We start from the raw sequence: 16,941 nt of genomic DNA on the forward strand, positions 1-16,941 counted from the left end.
ACCGTTACGCTATTCGTACTTGTGATCAAAACTTAGAGCATCCAGTTTATTAGGGCGTGTTTATGACCAACCCTGTAAAGACGGTTATCCAAGTCAATCTGGAGATGGCTCTAGAGGTAGCTCAAGAATTGGAGCAAGCTCCATACACTCAACTCAGTACCTATTGTTTGGAAATTTTACGAGAGATCGGATGTCCTGGTACTGAACTCCCAGTTAACTTACAAACTCGCGATCAGCAACTAAACTTTATCACAGGCTTTGCATCTTATGCTTTTGGGGAGGTACAAAGTGTACAGAGCATTAATTAATGATATATTTTCTGATTCAGAAGGGGCAGAAGAAACTACTTTTCCAGCCACAGACGAAGATTTACTAATTTTAACAGAAAAATTTTTAGGGTTTGAAATTCCCCCAAAGGTTTTCTTACAAGCTATAGCCATTGCTGATTACGATTGTGCAGCGGCTTTTCGCTACGTTGATAATTATTTGACTACCCTCAAGCATAAAAATCAGCAGAAGAAGCAGAAGAAATTACTTGTGTTAGGGTGTTCGACTAGGTTTGACAATAATTGATGTGCTGATTCAAAAGCTAACTAAAAATCAATACGATTTAGATAAGAGCATTTGCACTGTGGATTTAGAGACGTTGTAATGCAACGTCTCTACACATATTTATCTCACAACGATAATCAAGATCAATTAGAATTTATCTATTGAAAAATAAGATCCCCGAATTCTTTAAGAATTCGGGGATCTGTAGTTTGAAATTACGAATTACGAATTACGAATTACGATTAATTTTCCCAAGACAAACTTGTTCATAGCTTTTACCTGCAATATCCCAAGTGAATTCTGTTTCTACCAGTTGTCTGCCGTTGTGAGACAATTCTGAACGCAGATGTGGACGATCGAATAGTTGACTAATAGCGGTGACGTATTCTACCGGTTTATTTGCTCGTAATGCCCTAAGTGGATGATTAGCACCATCTACAGCTAACCCTTCTAAGCCGCGATCGCTCGCTACTACAGGTATGCCAGCTGCCATTGCTTCTAAAGTTTTATTTTTAATACCAAACCCAGTCCGCATCGATACAACGCAGATAGTGGCTTGGTGTAAATATTCTGCCATCGAAGGTACACGCCCAAGTACATTAATTCCTGGTTTTTGAGCGAGTGCTAAAACTTCTGGAACTGGATGAGAACCAACAATATCGAAAGTTGTATCAGGATACAATTTTTGGATTTCTGGTAAAACTTCGTTGCTGAAAAAACAGACAGCATCAATATTTGCTAAATTATCCATTGCACCGATGAAAATTAAGCGATGTCCTCCGGGATCGGTGGTACGGTTGGGGAAAGAAACTAAATCTACGCCATTGGGAATAACTGTAATTTCACTATTGGGGTTAAATTCTTGTAGTTGAATTTTATCTTCTTCAGTTGTGGCCACAATTGCCGAAAATTTAGCACAGTAGCTTTGCTCATAACGCCGCAAAAGTGGCAGATTAATTTTATCTCTCAGGGAATTTTCGGAAATACCCGTTGCTAGCTGGTTCCGACAGGTAGCGTAAACAGAACTATGAACATTAACTATGGTTTTTAGCTGTTTCTGAAAATGCGATTGGATATAAATTTCATTGACGCTATGTTCGCAGGTAATTACATCACATTTTCCCGCTTCCACCCAGTTATTAATCCATGTTTGCATCTCAATTGAGTAGCGATTAAGTACGCTTGGCGGTGTTCCCTGTTGCAAGAATCTCCCAAATCGCTGAATTTTCTGGAATATTCCGGTGGTTTGAGAATCTGGCGGGCGTTCAAAAATGGCTAAATGATCGACACAATCGCGTAATCCGGCGATTTCTGCCTCTGTAACATCACCCTCGCGTTGAGTTGCGAGGGTGACAGTATGGCGTTGACTGAGATACTTAAGTAAATTAAATGTCCTAACTTGGGTTCCCCCGCGTGTTGGTGGGTAGGGAAAGGTGGAAGATAGCATTAAAATGTTCATACAAGTGATGAATCAAATTTGATACATACACCATGACCTGATTGGAGGCTGTATGTCATCATTTGATATTGAATAGACCTCTCTCCAAACCTCTCTCCTAAAAGGAGAGAGGTTTGGAGGCTACTCCCCTTCCCTTGCAGGGAAGGGGCTGGGGGTTAGGTCTTTTTTAGAGTCTACTCAACTGAAAATCGCTGTATGCAATGAGGTATATTCCATCCAACCGATAATCACAGCATAATCAAACCCAATCTGACACCTACAGCAACAGCTTCGGTGCGGCTGGAAACACTGAGCTTTTGAAAAATGGATGAGAGATGAAATTTGACGGTATGCTCAGAAATATGTAGGCTTTTAGCGATCGCTTTATTTCCCAACCCAGACCCAAGCATTCCTAAAACCTCTATCTCTCGTGGTGTCAAGGTTTGTACGGGATTCGTTACCACTTTTTCTCGGATAGACAGTAATTCTACAGCATCCGGGTGCAGCACTAGCAAACCAAAAGCGATCGCCTCTACAGCCGCGACAATTTCTGACTCTGTGCTGGTACTAGGCAATATCCCCCGGATACCGGAATGTAATGCCGTTTCTAAGTCGATGCTATCGAGTTCCTCAACAATGACGATCGTGCCTAATGGATATTGCTGTTCTTGGATAACCAGCAATTTTTCCCACACCGATTGTTGCAGATTACCACTCAAATCTACCAGCACCACATCTGGTTGTAATTGCTCAACTTCCCTTGCCAATACATCTAAATCGGATGCACTCCCCACAACCGTCAGCCGAGGATTGGTTGTCACCACAGCTGATAACCCTGCCCGGACTACAGGGGAAGTAGCAACAACCATCACCCGAATCATGTCGCCTCCACAGCAGTTTTCCCAGCTTGTACTGCAACATAAATCACGAATTGCTGGCTACCGCGTAGGAGTTGTAGCGGTACAGATCCTTTACTTTCATGGAGATATTTACTTAAATCATTCATGGTAGTAAATAATCGCCCCGAAACTCCAATTAAAACATCGCCGATTTGCACACCAGCAGTTTCCGCCGCACTATCAGGTAAAATTGACAATACTAATAAACCCAAGCTACGCCTACCTAAAAGCACAGGTTGGAGTGTCACTCCCAACTGTGGACGACTATTTCCCTGTAAAAAACGCTCAACGGTGTTGCTAGGAACTGCCACAGCTAAACCATTAACAATCATGGTGTTAATTCCCACGACAAGGCCTTGACAATCGGCAAGTGGCCCCCCAGAGTTACCAGGATACAGCTGCAAATCAGCCATAACAGCCCGTGGATTATTGGCATAGATAATTCCAGTTGTCACAGCACCACTTTCAGCAAAGGGATTACCCACCGCCAAAACTAATTCACCCACTCGTAGCGCCTCAGAATTACCAATGGTTGCAGCAGTTAAATTAGTGGCAACAATTTTCAGGGCTGCTAAATCCTGCTGTGGATCAAATTGGGTACGCACTGCATCAAATACCCTTCCATCCGACAATTCCACAGTTGCGCGGTTGCTGGTTGCCACATGGGCATTAGTAATAATGAGTCCGTCCGGTTGCCAAATTACACCAGAACCGACTCCCAAAGAGCCGCTTTTGACTTTGACAGTGCGATCGCGTAGTTTAGCAGCTACCTCTGTCAATTCAGCAGCGATGTTAGTTAATGCTGTGTTTGCCATGTTATACAATTTTTCCCCATGTCAAAGTAAAGTTAGTGAACTGACAATAATTTTTAGTCGGGTTGGGATAATTGAGAATGCTGCAATATATTAGTCAACCCAACTTTGGAAAGTAAATTCTGAGAGTTTTAAGTTCAGAAGCGCAACGTTCAAGCAAAAAGGCGCAAGTTCCGAGTTCAGAGGCGCAACGTTCAAGCAAAAAGGTGCAAGTTCCGAGTTCAGAAGCGCAACGTTCGAGTAAAAAGGTGCAAGTTCCGAGTTCAGAAGCGCAACGTCCGAGTAAAAAGGTGCAAGTCCGAGTTCTTTATGAAAAAAGTGAAGGTTTAAAACCTCCCCCGCAAGTGGCGCGTTCGCAGTAGCGTTCGCACGAGAAAGAATCCTTGTTTCCCAAGATAGGTAGAAACCTCACTCTTTCTAGGTGGCTGAATTTAATTTTGAATTTTGAATTTTGAATTGTTATTCCTCCTTAGTTGGTCGTTCGCCAACTGCGATCGCTAACTCAATTAACACTCCACCCCGGACAAGTTGCACGTTCACAGCTTTACCAATGCGATCGCTACTATTAAGCAACGCCAGTACATCACCTGTATCGCCAACAGTTACGCCATCGAACGTTACCAAAACATCGCCAAGCAGCACACCTGCATTATCAGCAGGCCCCGCAGCCTCAACATTGACAACAATTACCCCAGTTGCCGAACTTAAATTGAGAGCAGTTTTTAGATTCTTTGGTAAACGTACAGGCTGCATTCCCAGACCCAAGTAGCCCTTAGAAATGCGTCCTTTTGCTACTAATTGGTCAACCACGCGATCGATTGTAGCAGTGGGAATAGTCAAAGCAGTACCACGCCGCCCCGATGTATTCATACCTACTACCAAACCTGCCGCATCTACCAGCGGCCCACCTGCAAAACCAGAGTAAAAGGTGATGTCTGGGCGGATGAATTGGTCAATATTGCCGCCATTCATACTCCGCCAAGCACCGCTAACTACACTGACTGCACCCATCGCCGCCCTTAAATCACCTTCGCTACCTCTTGCCAGTCCCAGAATCAGATGACCAACTTTGAGCGTTTTGGCATCACCAACTTTTGCTACAGGTATTTCTGCATTTTCTAGTTTAAAAACAGCTATATCAGTGCTAGAGTCATGACCAACGAGTGTTACTGGTGCAGTGCTACCATTTGGTAACGTAATGGTGATGTTGTCATAGCGCTGGAGAGACTCATCAGAGGTAACAATAATGCCATTACGCCAGTGAATACCACTTTGAGAAAGACGTGTACCCCCATTTACGGCAACTACAGCACTTCCAGCTTCTTCTACGGTGTCAGCTAAACTGTTGGACAAAGCCAGTAATGAAGACATAAGATTTTTCCGCCAATGTTCTTAGATGTTCATATCGTGCCGTTTTCTCAACACAGATGGCATCGGAAAAATGGGGAGAATTCACCCTAGAAAAATGGCTAGGACAAGAAGGCAAAAGTCAAATGCCGTCAAGACAAAAGACTGATTATTGTAGAGACGGCGATTTATCGCGTCTCTTGACTTAACCGAAGCAAGATTTAAACAAATGGACACCCAATCAAGAGAAATTAACTTGCTCACTCCATCTAACAAATTACCTCTAGATGGCAAGAGAATTTTAGTAACAGCACCAAGAAATTATGCTTATAGGTTATCTGAACAAATCATCAAACAAGGTGGTTTACCTATTTTCATGCCTACTATCGAAACCTGCTATTTATCAAACTACAATCAGTTAGATGCTGCTCTAAACCACATAGACGAATTTGATTGGATTGTCTTCACAAGTAGAAATGGCATCACTGCATTTTTTCACCGCATGAATGATTTGAATATTCCTATATCTGTAGTGCAAAAATGTCACTTATGTGCTTTAGGAAAAGATGCAGAAAGCTTATTAGCTTTTTGTGGCAAGGTAGATTTAATCCCAACAGAACCTAGTCCAGCCGGAATTGTGGCTGAACTAGCGAAAATTCCGCAAATTCAAAAGAAAAGAGTCCTAATACCTGCTCCAGAAGTTGTTGGTTTACCTGAGCCTGATGTTGTACCCAATTTAATTACAGATTTGCAGAAATTGGGTATAGAAATAATTCGCGTACCCGCTTATATTACGCAGGGTTTAGACAAAAGTATCTATGGTGTGGAATTAAACCTGATACGTCAAGGAATTATCAATGTAATAGCCTTCAGTAGCACAGCAGAAGTAGAAAGCTTTTTGACAATGGTTAACTCAGAAAGCGATTATCAAGGCTGCATTATTGCATGTTTCGGCCCTTATACAACTGCTAATGCTCAAAAGTTGGGTATGAATGTTGCGATCGTGTCTAAAGACTATAGTTCATTTCAGGGATTTGCTGAAGCGATTGCAGCATTTTTTACTCTTACTTTCAGTTCACACTAACTGCCTCAAGATATAGATTAATTAACGACATTTGACTCTAGACTAGCAGCAGATAAACCCGTAGTATCGAAAATGGAGTTTATATTGAGTTAGGAATTTTTACATGGCAACTTATAAAGTTACACTACGTACCCCAGACGGCGAAAAAGTAATTGATGTCCCTGATGATGAGTACATCCTAGAGGTCGCTAACGAAGAATATCAGCTGGACTTGCCCTATTCTTGTAACGCTGGTTCTTGCTCTACCTGTACCGGGAAGCTGATTTCAGGTACAGTTAACCAAGACGATCAGAACTTCTTAGACAACGATCAAATTGACGAGGGATGGGTTCTTACCTGCGTTGCCTATGCTACTTCTGATTGCGTTATCGAAACCCATCAAGAAGAAGCGCTTAACGCTTAACTAAGAAATGTGGATTTAAGATAACACGAAAGTCCCCACCCTCAACTCTTAGTAAATAGGGTGGGGATAAAGAAGAATTCAGAAGTCAGAATCAAGACGCGACTCGAAAATACTTGCTACTGCTGCACTATCGAATACTCGCTTTGCGCGTTGCTTTTTTATTGAGGTAAAAGAGAAAAACTTCATATTGTGAATAAGTATAAAATTATGCTATCACTATAAAATTTATTACTGTAATAACTAAGTTTTGCTAAAAATAGGACTTAGGCATTAACCTAATGGTTAAAAATTAAAAGATACAAATTTTTACGGCGATCGCTTGATATCTCTAGGCCTAATAACATATTTTGCTTATAGGCTCAGGTTGGTATAGTTAGAAATAATGTTCCGGTTTTGAGTTCCTGTATTCAAGTCCAAAATCGTCTGATAAGTTGCATCTCCAGATGTTGGGTTATTGAAATGATGAACATTATTCCACTCAATAACTAGTTGATCGTTGATGATATCGCTGTTAATATCATTGAATTTATAAAACACCAAATCATCTGGAACTGTATTGAGAACAGTTACCCAATCATCCCAAGCTACAGCGATCGCAGGTTGAACTAAGTTTATAGTAAAATCGGCATTGTCTGTACCAACCGATGTATTTCCTAGCTGCTTCGTCATCATTATTGTCCTTTGATAAAACTCTGGATTGACTAAAATACTTGTTAGCTACACGGATTTAGATTGATAGCACTGTTTATTCTCAGTACTGATCTACTTGGGTATTAGCCCTGCTCCTTGTAAGCACTCTTCATGAAGCATTACAAGATGTTTGAAAAGTTCTCTTATCGGTAGTAAAACGTTCTAGATAGAGTTTTTTATACAACACCAATAGTTTATACAAGCTAGAATGGAACTAACACTGTATTTACACTTAAATAGCATCAGACTGACTCAAAGTTGATTGAATCTATATAGCAATCCGATTTGATTTTTGAACTTATTTGCGTGCTGCGCTTCTCTCACCATAAGTGCGATAGGCAGAAAGTAGGGAATCAAGCCTTTTCGAGTTGTAGGGAGTTTTTCACGCAATCAAATACCGCGATCGCATTTCTGCATTCCAATAGGAGTTGCCAAAATGACTACAAGATCCTATGTACGTATCGAGAATTATCGGCAGCTAGTAAGAATTGTCTGCTAAGACACATTTATTAATTGATATTTAGGCATTAAATCATCATTTATTTACATCATCCGGAGGATTACAACTTTATTTTGTAGTTATATATATTCCGATCGCACTAGGTTAAGCTTACAAATGAATCGGGTTGTTCGCCGTTGTTTTTCTTACTTACTGTGTTTGGGATTAGTAGTTGCTTTAACAGTTTTCTTACCCTCTTCACTACCAGTTTATTCCCAAAAAACAAGTCCTTTAACTACAGAAATTCGCGGCGTTTGGCTCACTAATGTTGCTAGTGGTGTACTATTTGTCCCTTGGGGTATTAACCGTGCCATAAATCAGTTATCGGCTCTCAACTTTAATACAATTTATCCTGTAGTTTGGAACCGAGGACATACTTTTTATAAAAGTGCTGTAGCCAAAATGACTACAGGCTCAGATACTCAACCTTTACTCAACTTTCTGCATGGTGGACAGGATGTTTTAGCAAAGATAGTAACACTTTCTAAAAATCAAGATATGAGAGTAATTCCCTGGTTTGAATACGGGTTCATGACTCCTCATTATTCACAATTAGCAAGGCGTTATCCCGACTGGTTAACAATTGGTCAAAAAGGTATCAACTCTATTCAAGATGCCCCACCAGAAGAAATCGACAATGTTTTGGTGAGTAAACAGGCTTGGTTGAATCCTTTACATCCACAAGTACAAGAGTTTATTCAATCGCTAATATTAGAAGTAATCAGAGATTACGATGTGGATGGTATTCAGCTTGACGATCATTTTGGCATGCCTGTACAGTTTGGCTACGATCGCTTCACAATCAAACTCTACCAGCAAGAGCATCAAGGCAAAAGTCCCCCTATCGACCCTTTCAACCCAGAATGGATGCGTTGGCGAGCCGATAAAATTACTGATTTCATGGCGGAAATCTATCAAGCCATCAAGGCAGTCAAACCGAAAGTCAAAATATCTTTGTCTCCTAATTATCAAGCTTTTGCCTACAAATACTATTTGCAAGATTGGGAAAATTGGGTAAAAAAAGGTTTAGTTAATGAGTTAGTTTTGCAGGTATATCGAAATGATCAAAAATCTTTTATCGCTCAACTAGAACAACCATCTGTGAAATTGGCTCAAAGTCTAATTCCCGTAGGTATTGGTATATCAACGGGAACTGTAGGTAATCCGGTGAAAATGGCACAAGTTAGAGAACAGGTTCAAGCAGTGCGCGATCGCTATTTTGATGGTGTCTCTTTTTTCTACTGGGAGAGTCTTTGGGGTTACATTGTACCTGAATCACCCCAACAACGACGCAAAGCTTTTTTTGATATGTTTAATGCTAAAACTGTCAGACTATTACAAACAAAGGCAGGAGGCAGGAGGCAGAAGACAGGAGGAAAGAAATATTACGAGAAACTTTAGTTGTAGGTTATTTCCCAATAGTATCAAAAATACTAAGTAGGTGGATGAGAAAATTTATAACTATGTCATTGCGAACGGAACGAAGTAGAGTGAAGCAATCGCAAGGCTTTCACCGTTTTTACTTTTCGTTACATAGTTAGGTTTATTTGTGTCTACCTACTCAATAAGAATGGAATGTGCCGCGAGATACAACGCGCGAGATACAACGCGTCCATAGCCTAAGTACCACACTTTTAAGCGTGGGTTCCTCTTGTAAGAACTGCCTTTCTCCTCCTGAAAAAAAAAGAAACTTTGATGCTATTTGCGCCTGGAAATACCAAATTTGGCTTTATACTGCTGTGGACTTTAGCTACTTTTGGCGGTTTTTTATTGAGTTTACTCTTAATTGAAGTCGGTGAAAAACCCGATGTTGGGGTAGTAGAAGCAGCTATCGGGGGATTTGCGATCGCACTTTTTCAAGGTTGTCTTCTCAAACAACCTATATTTTGTATCAGGTGGATTTTGGCAAGTCTTTTGGGTTGGAGTATAATCACTGCGATCGGTATTGGTGCTGTGGGTTGGATTGTACCTAGCACTCAGATTCTTCCCCTGAGAATCTTGTCAGGCGCGGTTTATGGTGCCCTTGGCGGTTTGGGGATTGGATTAGCACAATGGTTAGCAATTTCCCAGCATCAGGCATGGCGATGGATATTTGTCTCTGCGGCAAGTTGGGCTGTTGCTATTCCTGTGGGTTCTGTTGTGGGGGCGATCTTGCGCCACTTAACGCAGTTATTCTTCGGCGAAGTCATAGGGTTAGCCATCACTTGGCTGCTGGTTGCTATCCTCACAGGAATCAATGCCCACAAATTGCGATTGTAAGTTCCCACTCCCCACTCTATTATTAAGAATTATAAATTTAATTGATATATACTTATGATTGCACTTAGATATGTGCAAGAATCTGGAAAAACTGTTAAAAACCAGTTTCAGTAAGTTTGCCCTAACCTGCAAATGTATTTTCACCTTCAAAAAGCAGGATTTGTTAAGCTGACTCCTATTAGCTTTCCTAGATTTCTGACAAGAAGTAGAGAAAGATCCAAATTTCGATGAGCAACAGCTGACAATACTTTGCTATAGGCGCTAAAGTGCATCTACTACTACAAGCTTAACGACAAGAGAGCGCCTAGAAGAGTCAGTAATACCAGACAGGGACTCTCGCATGAATATAAATCCAGCAGAATCAACTATGGAGTTGACAAAATTATCACCACCTCAAATTCTTTTCGGCACAGAAGTAGATGAGAAAAGCAGTAGCGAGCAATTTTTATTGAGCATGTACGATTCTGTGCAGGCATCAATATTTGTAGTTGATGTTCTGGAGGATGGAGATTTTCGATATGTGGCCCTTAATCCCACTCATGAGCGGTGGATAGGCATTTGCTCAGACGATCTCCGGGGCAAAAAACCAGAGGATATTCTCTCCCCCGTCGATGCTGCTAGGGTGCGTCAACGTTATGCTGACTGTGTAAGTTTCGGCACAACTATTTCTTACGAACAATGTTTGCAATTCCAGGGAATACCTACTTGGTGGAGTACGACGCTCACCCCACTCAAGGATGCTAACTCCAGGGTTTATCGACTGATTGGGACTAGCAGCAATATCACACCTGTGAAGCAAGCAGAACAAGCCGTTGGACTCCAGGTTGAACGAGAGCAATTGCTAGAAGTGATCGCTGGACGGATTCATCAATCTGTAGACTTAGAGACAATTCTGCATCAGACAACAATTGAACTCCGGCAGTTTTTGAATTGCGATCGCTTGTTAATTTATCGCTTCGAGGCTGATGGTAGTGGAATCATCATTGCCGAATCAACTGTAGCCGCCAGTAATCCTCTCTTGGGAAAAAACATCAGCGATCCCTGTTTGGATGGCAAACATCCAGAACACTACGGACGAGGCTGCATTCAAGTTGTCGAAGATATTTATGCAGCCGGGCTGCATCCTTGCCATATAGATTTCCTGGCATCTTTGCAGATCAGAGCTAATCTAGTTGTGCCGATTTTTCAAGAGCAAGATATGTGGGGGCTATTAATTGCCCAGCATTGCCGAGAATCGCGTCAATGGCAGCAAACGGAAACTGACTTACTCAAACAGTTGGCAACTCAAATCGGCATTGCCGTCCAACAGGCAGAACTTCATCAGCAGATCCAGGATCTCAAAGCCCAGATGGAGTTGCAAAAACAGAAACACTTCAATCAGTTGCAGCAGGTGCGAAACTTTGAAGCCTTGGTGCGACGGATGACAGAACAAATCCGTGACAGTCTAGATGAAACTCAGGTGTTGCAGACAGTCACCCAAGAATTAGCACAATTACTGAACCTTGAGCGTTGCCAAATCGAACTCTATAGCACCTGCCAAACTCTAGTTACTATCACTTACGAATACAGCATTAACTTACCCTCATGTCAAGGATTGAGTAGACAGATTGCAGACCGTCTGGAAGTTTATCAGCCGTTGTTGCAAAAACAACCATTGCAATTTTTAGAAATTCTGCCGGGATGGCAACCAAAATTGCTAGTTATGGCTCAGATGGCTTGTCCAATTTTCGATACTCAAGGGATTTTGGGAAATATTTGGTTGACAAGACCATCACAAGAGGCTTTTGATGAATTTGAAATTGAGTTAGTGCAGCAGATAGCAAATGAATGTGCGATCGCCATTCGTCAAGCAAAGCTTTACAAACAAAACCAGGCACAGGTAAAAGAACTAGAAAAACGCGATCGACTAAAAAACCAATTTCTCAGAACCCTCTCTCAAGAACTGCGGACACCAATAACAAGCATTAGCCTTGCAGTCCAGACTCTCGAAAGTGTCCTCACACCAGCAGAAATATCAGAAATAGAAATAGTTCCGCAACTATTGCAAATTCTACATAACGAGTGTGGGCGAGAAAGCAAGTTAATTAACGATCTACTCACACTCACATATCTCGAAGCCGAACCCGATCCTCCAACTTTAATTGCCATTGACTTTCAAAGCTGGCTTCACCCGATTATCGAATCCTTTCGAGACCTCACCAACTGCCAGCGACAACACTTAAACCTAACTGTTGATCGTGCCTTGCCGCCTTTGGAGACAGATATCACTGATTTGGAGCGGATTGTCACCGAACTGCTTAACCATGCCTGCAAATACACACCAGCCGGTGAATACATCACAGTCTTTGCTCACCTGACAGGGGATGCGATCGAGCTTAACATTACCAATTCGGGAATAGAGCTTACCAGCAATGAACTGTCACGGATTTTTGAGCCTTTCTATCACCTTTCCAAACACGATCCTTGGAAACATAGCGGCACTGGATTGGAATTGGCATTAGTGCAGAAAATGGTCAGACATTTAGGCGGCTCAATTTATGTAGAGAGTGCAGCCGGTCAAACCACCTTCACTGTTAAATTCCCCTTTTAATTCGTTTTTTGGGTGCGGTACTAGCTAAATTGTCAGAATTTGTGCTATCATCATTATTCGTGTGGGTGACTAGCTCAACGGTAGAGCAGTAGACTCTTAATCTATTGGTTGCGGGTTCAAATCCCTCGTCACCCACTTCCAGATATCCCAGTTTTCTATCAAGGGATAAACTAAATTTACCCTATGAGACAGAATCACAGGGGATAGCTAAAATAAAGATAAATTATAAATTAGGTTGATTAATATAAGCTTTACCTATAAGCTATTTATAAAACCTGTCTCTGATAATTCTTAAGAACTTGCTAGAAAATTAAAATTATCCCTCCCATCCGAATCTATTTTTGATGAATATTTCTTCTAAACCTTTCCATCCCTCTAAAGAAATAAATTCAACATCATCAAAACCTTTATTATTTAGATAAAGGTTAAGTTCTTTGTTATTTCCGTTTTGAATTGCTTCTAAATAACGAGAATCTTTATTAAAAGCTGTGCTGTGAAAACCATATAAATGTTTCCCAGTGTACTGGTGTTCCATTGTCTCAATTATTCCTGGTATATACTCTTTTATTTTTGAGGAAGAAGTAAAATAAATAGGATGTGGCGCTGTATTTTCTTTTTGATTCATAATACCTAAATTCATAGTAGTACAGAATATAGTACAGTAAACGTTATTTTGTCAAGATGAGAGTTTGATACAAATTTACTTACTAGAATATTGCCCGTAACAAAAATGTCGTCTAATTCTTTTACCCGCTTATTGAATAGTTTACTAATTGACTGATAAGAGTTTGAGATAATTAGTGAGAGTTGAGAGGCATAAAAATAAACACATTACTTTTTTCTCAAGTTGTCACCAATAGCCTCTGCCTGGGAATCCCTAAAAAGAAGGCTGCTGCCTCTTGAATTTGCAGCAGCAGCCTGATAAACAAAGTTTCCAGGTTCCGCCTGGAAACGAGATCATAAATCGATGCTTATCTGTGGTTTTATTTTCCCTATCCGTGCATTTCGTCGTATTCGTGGGCTTCAACTCGTCTTGCTTCCATCCGAGAAGCAGGTAGGAACTCAGCGCGACGGACTGGAACCAAAGGTGGTGTAGCTCCTTGGTAGGGGTGAATCACTTGGACAGTACGGGCTGAACGCTGCCGTGGTGAGAATAAAGCCAATACCCCAGCGACGACAACACCACCACCAATAGTCAGAGCTGCGCCTCCCACAGCCCAAAGCATAGGTGAAGACCACCAAGAAGTTTGCGGCTGGAGTGCTGTTGTTTTTGGTTGATTATTCTGTTGGGCTAATTGCCACTGCTGCTGAGTATTGAAATTTTGGACTTGGCCTTGGAGTTGTTGATTTTGCAACTTCAGCTGTTCATTATCGTTTTTTAAACGCTCCAACTGCATCTGCGTGTTCAGCTTCTCCATCTCTAGGCGCTGGTCAGTGCTGGTAGCAGTTGGTGGCTGAACCTGATTAGGATACATTGGTTGCCCATAAGGCGCGTAAGGATACATTTGTGGCTGCATTCCTTGTGGCGCTACTACACCTGGCACTTGCGAAGCAACAGCGAAGTTCGGTTGTAGGGGTGTATTTGTTCCTTTGAGCAATACGAGAGCCGCCAGCCCAGCTACGGCGACCCCGCCGATAAACGCCATACTCTCACTCATCGCCTTTGCTCCTCGATTGCGACGTAACTATAACTATTTCTGACTGACTCACTCTCACACTCATAAATTATGCCTACTTGATTTCACATAATACTCAAACTATAAGCTACTGTATCAGCTAGTTTTTTTACACCATCATAACTGATGTTAATATTCAAGACCATAATGGTCAAATTGTCTACTAAACAAGGATGGAAAAACTACACTGTTATACTTTTTTAATCTGCTTTCCCCGTCTAATCAAGAGGAGTATTTGTGCTGGTGTTGGTGGTTTTGATGGCTGCCTTGAGACTTTGGGAAAATTGGGCGATCGCATTTAATCCCTGTTCTGGTGTCCCTTCTGCTAGCCGTTTTACAAAACCGCTGCCCACGATGACTGCATCTGCACCCCATTCCCTGATCTGACGGGCTTGTGCAGGTTCGGAAATCCCAAAGCCGACACCGATGGGTTTATCAGTAACACTACGAATTTGTTTGAGTAAATTGGAGACGCGGTTTTCCACTTGCGATCGTATTCCTGTTACCCCGGTAACAGTGATTAAATAAATAAATCCTTGGGAAGAACGAGCGATCGCTTCTATCCGTTCATCTGAACTCGTAGGAGCTATGAACAACGTCAGATCAATGCCGATGGCGCTAGCTGGTTGGAGCAAGCTGGCGGCTTCCTCTAAGGGTAAGTCTGGTACTACCAATCCCGCCACTCCCGCTGCTGCAATTTCTTCAAGAAATTTGTCAATTCCTCGGTGCAAAATTGGGTTGTAGTAGGTAAACAGGACAATAGGCGATCGCAATTTGGGAGTAACCTCTTGCAACATTTCCAGCACTTGCTCCAATTTCGTACCCCTTTGCAAGGCGCGGGCAGAAGAAGCTTGAATTACTGGCCCATCCGCCAGAGGATCGGAATAGGGTATACCTAGTTCAATAATGTCGGCTCCATTTTGATCTAGAACCTGCAACGCTTTTGCTGTTGTTTCTAAATCTGGGTCGCCAGCAGTAATAAACGGAATCAGAGCGCACTCACGATTGTGCCCAAGGGTTTCAAAGCAATCAGAAATCGCAGTCATTAGTCAAGAGTCAAGAGTCATTGGTCATTGGTCATTAGTCGTTGGTAATTCGTAACTAACAAACGACAAACGACAACTGACTAATGATAACTTTACACCTGAGATTGCTCTTCTTGTTCTATTTCAGCTTGAATTCGTGCTAGTTCTTCGGGAGTAAGCTCATCTAGCCGCTTTTGTAGGAAGTCTTGCTCATACTGTTCCCGCTGTTGATGGTAGGTCATTTTTTGTCCCACCGCACGGAAAAAATAGGTGGCTAACCAGCCAACTAACCCACTGACTAGTAAGACTTGGCTCCATATACCAGCTTTCTGATTATCCAAACCGACTAGCTGTAATCCTACATAAGCCAAGCCGCCGGCAATAAAAACACCCAAGCCAATTCCAATAGCGTCAATCCGTCGCATGAGAGTTATGACCTACCAATCTCGTTAAACTTGAACTTGTCGCCGTTGGGGTCGGAAATTTACAAACGGCGATAGAACCAACAAACCCGGAAAGAAGAAAAACACCAAAAAGTACATTAAGACACGCTCGATGGAGCTAGCGACATACCAACGCTGCTTCAGGTATAGCAAAACAGCAATCGGGATTACCAGAAGGTAAGCTCCAGCCAAAATTAGATACAGCAGGGCGACAATCATAACTTTCAAGTCTTAAGCATCTATTTCCCATCATAGGCTGAACGGACAGACAAGAGAGAAGTATAGTCATAATGCTTTTAACAAGTCGCGCTGGGATTGGGGATGGTGGGGCCCCCTCTGGGGATAAGGGGTAATGGGGATTGGGGACTTGGGACTGGGGACTTAAAAATGCTTTGGGGGGCTGGAGTACTTTTACTGTAGGCAATTTAACGAATATCATCACAAAAGCTAATATCATGCTATTATCGAAAACGCACTAGCAAACAAATGCTTTGGTTAAACAAGAGCGAAAATTAATCCAGATTGATGACGAAAAAACAAAAAAACTTCCAAATTTGGGAAGCGATCGCAGAATCTAGAAAAAATATTTTCAATCTAGTTGGACAAAAGACACAATTGATGGTGGAATAGATAAGGGGGTATTTGCTACCTCTACAAAATAACTAGTTATACTAGTTGCCAAACACCTGCGGGGGTGTGGCGGAATGGTAGACGCTACGGACTTAAATAATTGAGCCTTGAAGGAGAAATCCCTCAAGTGGAAGCTCTCAAACTCAGGGAAACCTAAATCTGGTGACAGACATGGCAATCCTGAGCCAAGCCGAAAAAAGTCCTGAGTCATGAGTGGTGTTAGCGGTAGCGAGGCTTTTAGCCCGTGCTGAGTGAATTTAAAACTCCTAACTCCTAACTCATAACTCATAACTATTCGGAAGGTGCAGAGACCCGACGGGAGCTACCCTAACGTTAAGTCGAGGGTAAAGGGAGAGTCCAATTCTTAAAATCTGAGCAAGCTATTGTCATCAGGTAGCAGTGAAAACTGCGAGAGAATGAAAATCCGTTGACCGTAAAAGGTCGTGTGGGTTCAAGTCCCTCCACCCCCACTAAAAACCTAAAATACCGAAAAGCTTCAATGTGACTTTACCCATAACTTTGCCGCAACGGCAAGCTTATGCTTCCAATAAAAGGTGGCAAGGTTATGGTTCCAAACAAATTTCTCTTCGCGCT

At 41.9% G+C, this 16,941-nt stretch carries 18 protein-coding genes and 1 tRNA gene; 9 read left to right on the forward strand and 10 right to left on the reverse strand.

Annotation, left to right across the window (positions count from 1 at the left end):
- Positions 1-62 precede the first annotated feature (62 nt).
- Positions 63-308, forward strand: a complete 246-nt coding sequence (locus V7L07_RS33185; RefSeq protein WP_334698744.1) for a hypothetical protein — start codon at positions 63-65, stop codon at positions 306-308.
- A complete protein-coding gene (locus V7L07_RS33190) occupies positions 289-573 on the forward strand; it encodes a hypothetical protein (protein ID WP_335063866.1) in 285 nt (94 codons plus the stop codon). The genes V7L07_RS33185 and V7L07_RS33190 overlap by 20 nt, the downstream gene beginning before the upstream one ends.
- Positions 574-781: 208 nt before the next feature.
- On the opposite strand, the gene V7L07_RS33195 is transcribed toward V7L07_RS33190, so the two are convergent.
- The 3 genes from V7L07_RS33195 to V7L07_RS33205 all read right to left on the reverse strand — a co-directional run bounded on the left by V7L07_RS33195 (position 782) and on the right by V7L07_RS33205 (position 3,704).
- Positions 782-2,011, reverse strand: coding sequence for a glycosyltransferase family 4 protein (locus tag V7L07_RS33195; protein WP_335063868.1), 1,230 nt, complete (start codon positions 2,009-2,011; stop codon positions 782-784).
- 227 nt (positions 2,012-2,238) lie between these two features.
- Positions 2,239-2,871, reverse strand: a complete 633-nt coding sequence (locus V7L07_RS33200; protein ID WP_179068481.1) for a response regulator transcription factor — start codon at positions 2,869-2,871, stop codon at positions 2,239-2,241.
- A complete protein-coding gene (locus tag V7L07_RS33205; RefSeq protein ID WP_335063870.1) occupies positions 2,868-3,704 on the reverse strand; it encodes a S1C family serine protease in 837 nt (278 codons plus the stop codon). The genes V7L07_RS33200 and V7L07_RS33205 overlap by 4 nt, the downstream gene beginning before the upstream one ends.
- 203 nt (positions 3,705-3,907) lie before the next feature.
- Here V7L07_RS33205 and V7L07_RS33210 point away from each other — a divergent pair, with 203 nt between their 5' ends.
- Complete coding sequence (locus V7L07_RS33210) at positions 3,908-4,063, forward strand: hypothetical protein (protein WP_335063872.1); 156 nt, start codon at positions 3,908-3,910, stop codon at positions 4,061-4,063.
- 97 nt (positions 4,064-4,160) lie between these two features.
- Here the strand turns inward: V7L07_RS33210 and V7L07_RS33215 are convergent, their stop codons facing one another.
- Entirely contained in the window at positions 4,161-5,072 is a 912-nt protein-coding gene (locus tag V7L07_RS33215) for a S1C family serine protease (RefSeq protein WP_335063873.1), read from the reverse strand.
- A gap of 205 nt (positions 5,073-5,277) precedes the next feature.
- On the opposite strand from V7L07_RS33215, the gene V7L07_RS33220 reads away from it, so the two are divergent.
- Positions 5,278-6,132 carry a uroporphyrinogen-III synthase gene (locus V7L07_RS33220; RefSeq protein ID WP_335063875.1) on the forward strand — a complete coding sequence of 285 codons (855 nt, stop codon included), beginning with the start codon at positions 5,278-5,280 and terminating at the stop codon, positions 6,130-6,132.
- Positions 6,133-6,235: 103 nt separating this feature from the next.
- Entirely contained in the window at positions 6,236-6,535 is a 300-nt protein-coding gene (locus tag V7L07_RS33225) for a 2Fe-2S iron-sulfur cluster-binding protein (protein ID WP_335063876.1), read from the forward strand.
- A gap of 351 nt (positions 6,536-6,886) precedes the next feature.
- Here the strand turns inward: V7L07_RS33225 and V7L07_RS33230 are convergent, their stop codons facing one another.
- Positions 6,887-7,207 (reverse strand): hypothetical protein, encoded by a 321-nt coding sequence (locus tag V7L07_RS33230; RefSeq protein ID WP_335063878.1) that lies wholly within the window; start codon positions 7,205-7,207, stop codon positions 6,887-6,889.
- Between the two features lie 634 nt (positions 7,208-7,841).
- Here V7L07_RS33230 and V7L07_RS33235 point away from each other — a divergent pair.
- The 4 genes from V7L07_RS33235 to V7L07_RS33250 all read left to right on the forward strand — a co-directional run bounded on the left by V7L07_RS33235 (position 7,842) and on the right by V7L07_RS33250 (position 12,708).
- On the forward strand, positions 7,842-9,125 hold the full coding sequence (locus V7L07_RS33235) for a glycoside hydrolase family 10 protein (RefSeq protein ID WP_335063880.1): 1,284 nt from the start codon (positions 7,842-7,844) through the stop codon (positions 9,123-9,125).
- Positions 9,126-9,419: 294 nt separating this feature from the next.
- On the forward strand, positions 9,420-9,983 hold the full coding sequence (locus tag V7L07_RS33240; RefSeq protein ID WP_335063882.1) for a hypothetical protein: 564 nt from the start codon (positions 9,420-9,422) through the stop codon (positions 9,981-9,983).
- Between the two features lie 340 nt (positions 9,984-10,323).
- The gene (locus tag V7L07_RS33245) at positions 10,324-12,573 is read left to right on the forward strand and encodes a PAS domain-containing sensor histidine kinase (RefSeq protein ID WP_335063883.1); all 2,250 of its coding nucleotides are present in this window, start codon (positions 10,324-10,326) and stop codon (positions 12,571-12,573) included.
- A gap of 63 nt (positions 12,574-12,636) precedes the next feature.
- Positions 12,637-12,708, forward strand: a tRNA-Lys gene (locus tag V7L07_RS33250).
- 181 nt (positions 12,709-12,889) lie between these two features.
- On the opposite strand, the gene V7L07_RS33255 is transcribed toward V7L07_RS33250, so the two are convergent.
- From V7L07_RS33255 to ndhL, 5 genes are all read right to left on the reverse strand, one after another.
- Positions 12,890-13,198 carry a hypothetical protein gene (locus V7L07_RS33255; protein WP_335063884.1) on the reverse strand — a complete coding sequence of 103 codons (309 nt, stop codon included), beginning with the start codon at positions 13,196-13,198 and terminating at the stop codon, positions 12,890-12,892.
- Positions 13,199-13,565: 367 nt separating this feature from the next.
- On the reverse strand, positions 13,566-14,231 hold the full coding sequence (locus V7L07_RS33260) for a heterocyst differentiation related protein (protein ID WP_335063886.1): 666 nt from the start codon (positions 14,229-14,231) through the stop codon (positions 13,566-13,568).
- A 236-nt stretch (positions 14,232-14,467) separates the two neighbouring features.
- The gene (gene trpA, locus V7L07_RS33265) at positions 14,468-15,295 is read right to left on the reverse strand and encodes a tryptophan synthase subunit alpha (RefSeq protein ID WP_335063888.1); all 828 of its coding nucleotides are present in this window, start codon (positions 15,293-15,295) and stop codon (positions 14,468-14,470) included.
- 92 nt (positions 15,296-15,387) lie between these two features.
- Positions 15,388-15,699 (reverse strand): DUF3007 family protein, encoded by a 312-nt coding sequence (locus V7L07_RS33270; RefSeq protein ID WP_179068469.1) that lies wholly within the window; start codon positions 15,697-15,699, stop codon positions 15,388-15,390.
- Positions 15,700-15,723: 24 nt separating this feature from the next.
- Positions 15,724-15,936, reverse strand: coding sequence for an NAD(P)H-quinone oxidoreductase subunit L (gene ndhL / locus V7L07_RS33275; protein ID WP_179068468.1), 213 nt, complete (start codon positions 15,934-15,936; stop codon positions 15,724-15,726).
- Positions 15,937-16,941: the final 1,005 nt, after the last annotated feature.

The organism is Nostoc sp. (assembly GCF_036916985.1).
Lineage (GTDB): Bacteria > Cyanobacteriota > Cyanobacteriia > Cyanobacteriales > Nostocaceae > Nostoc.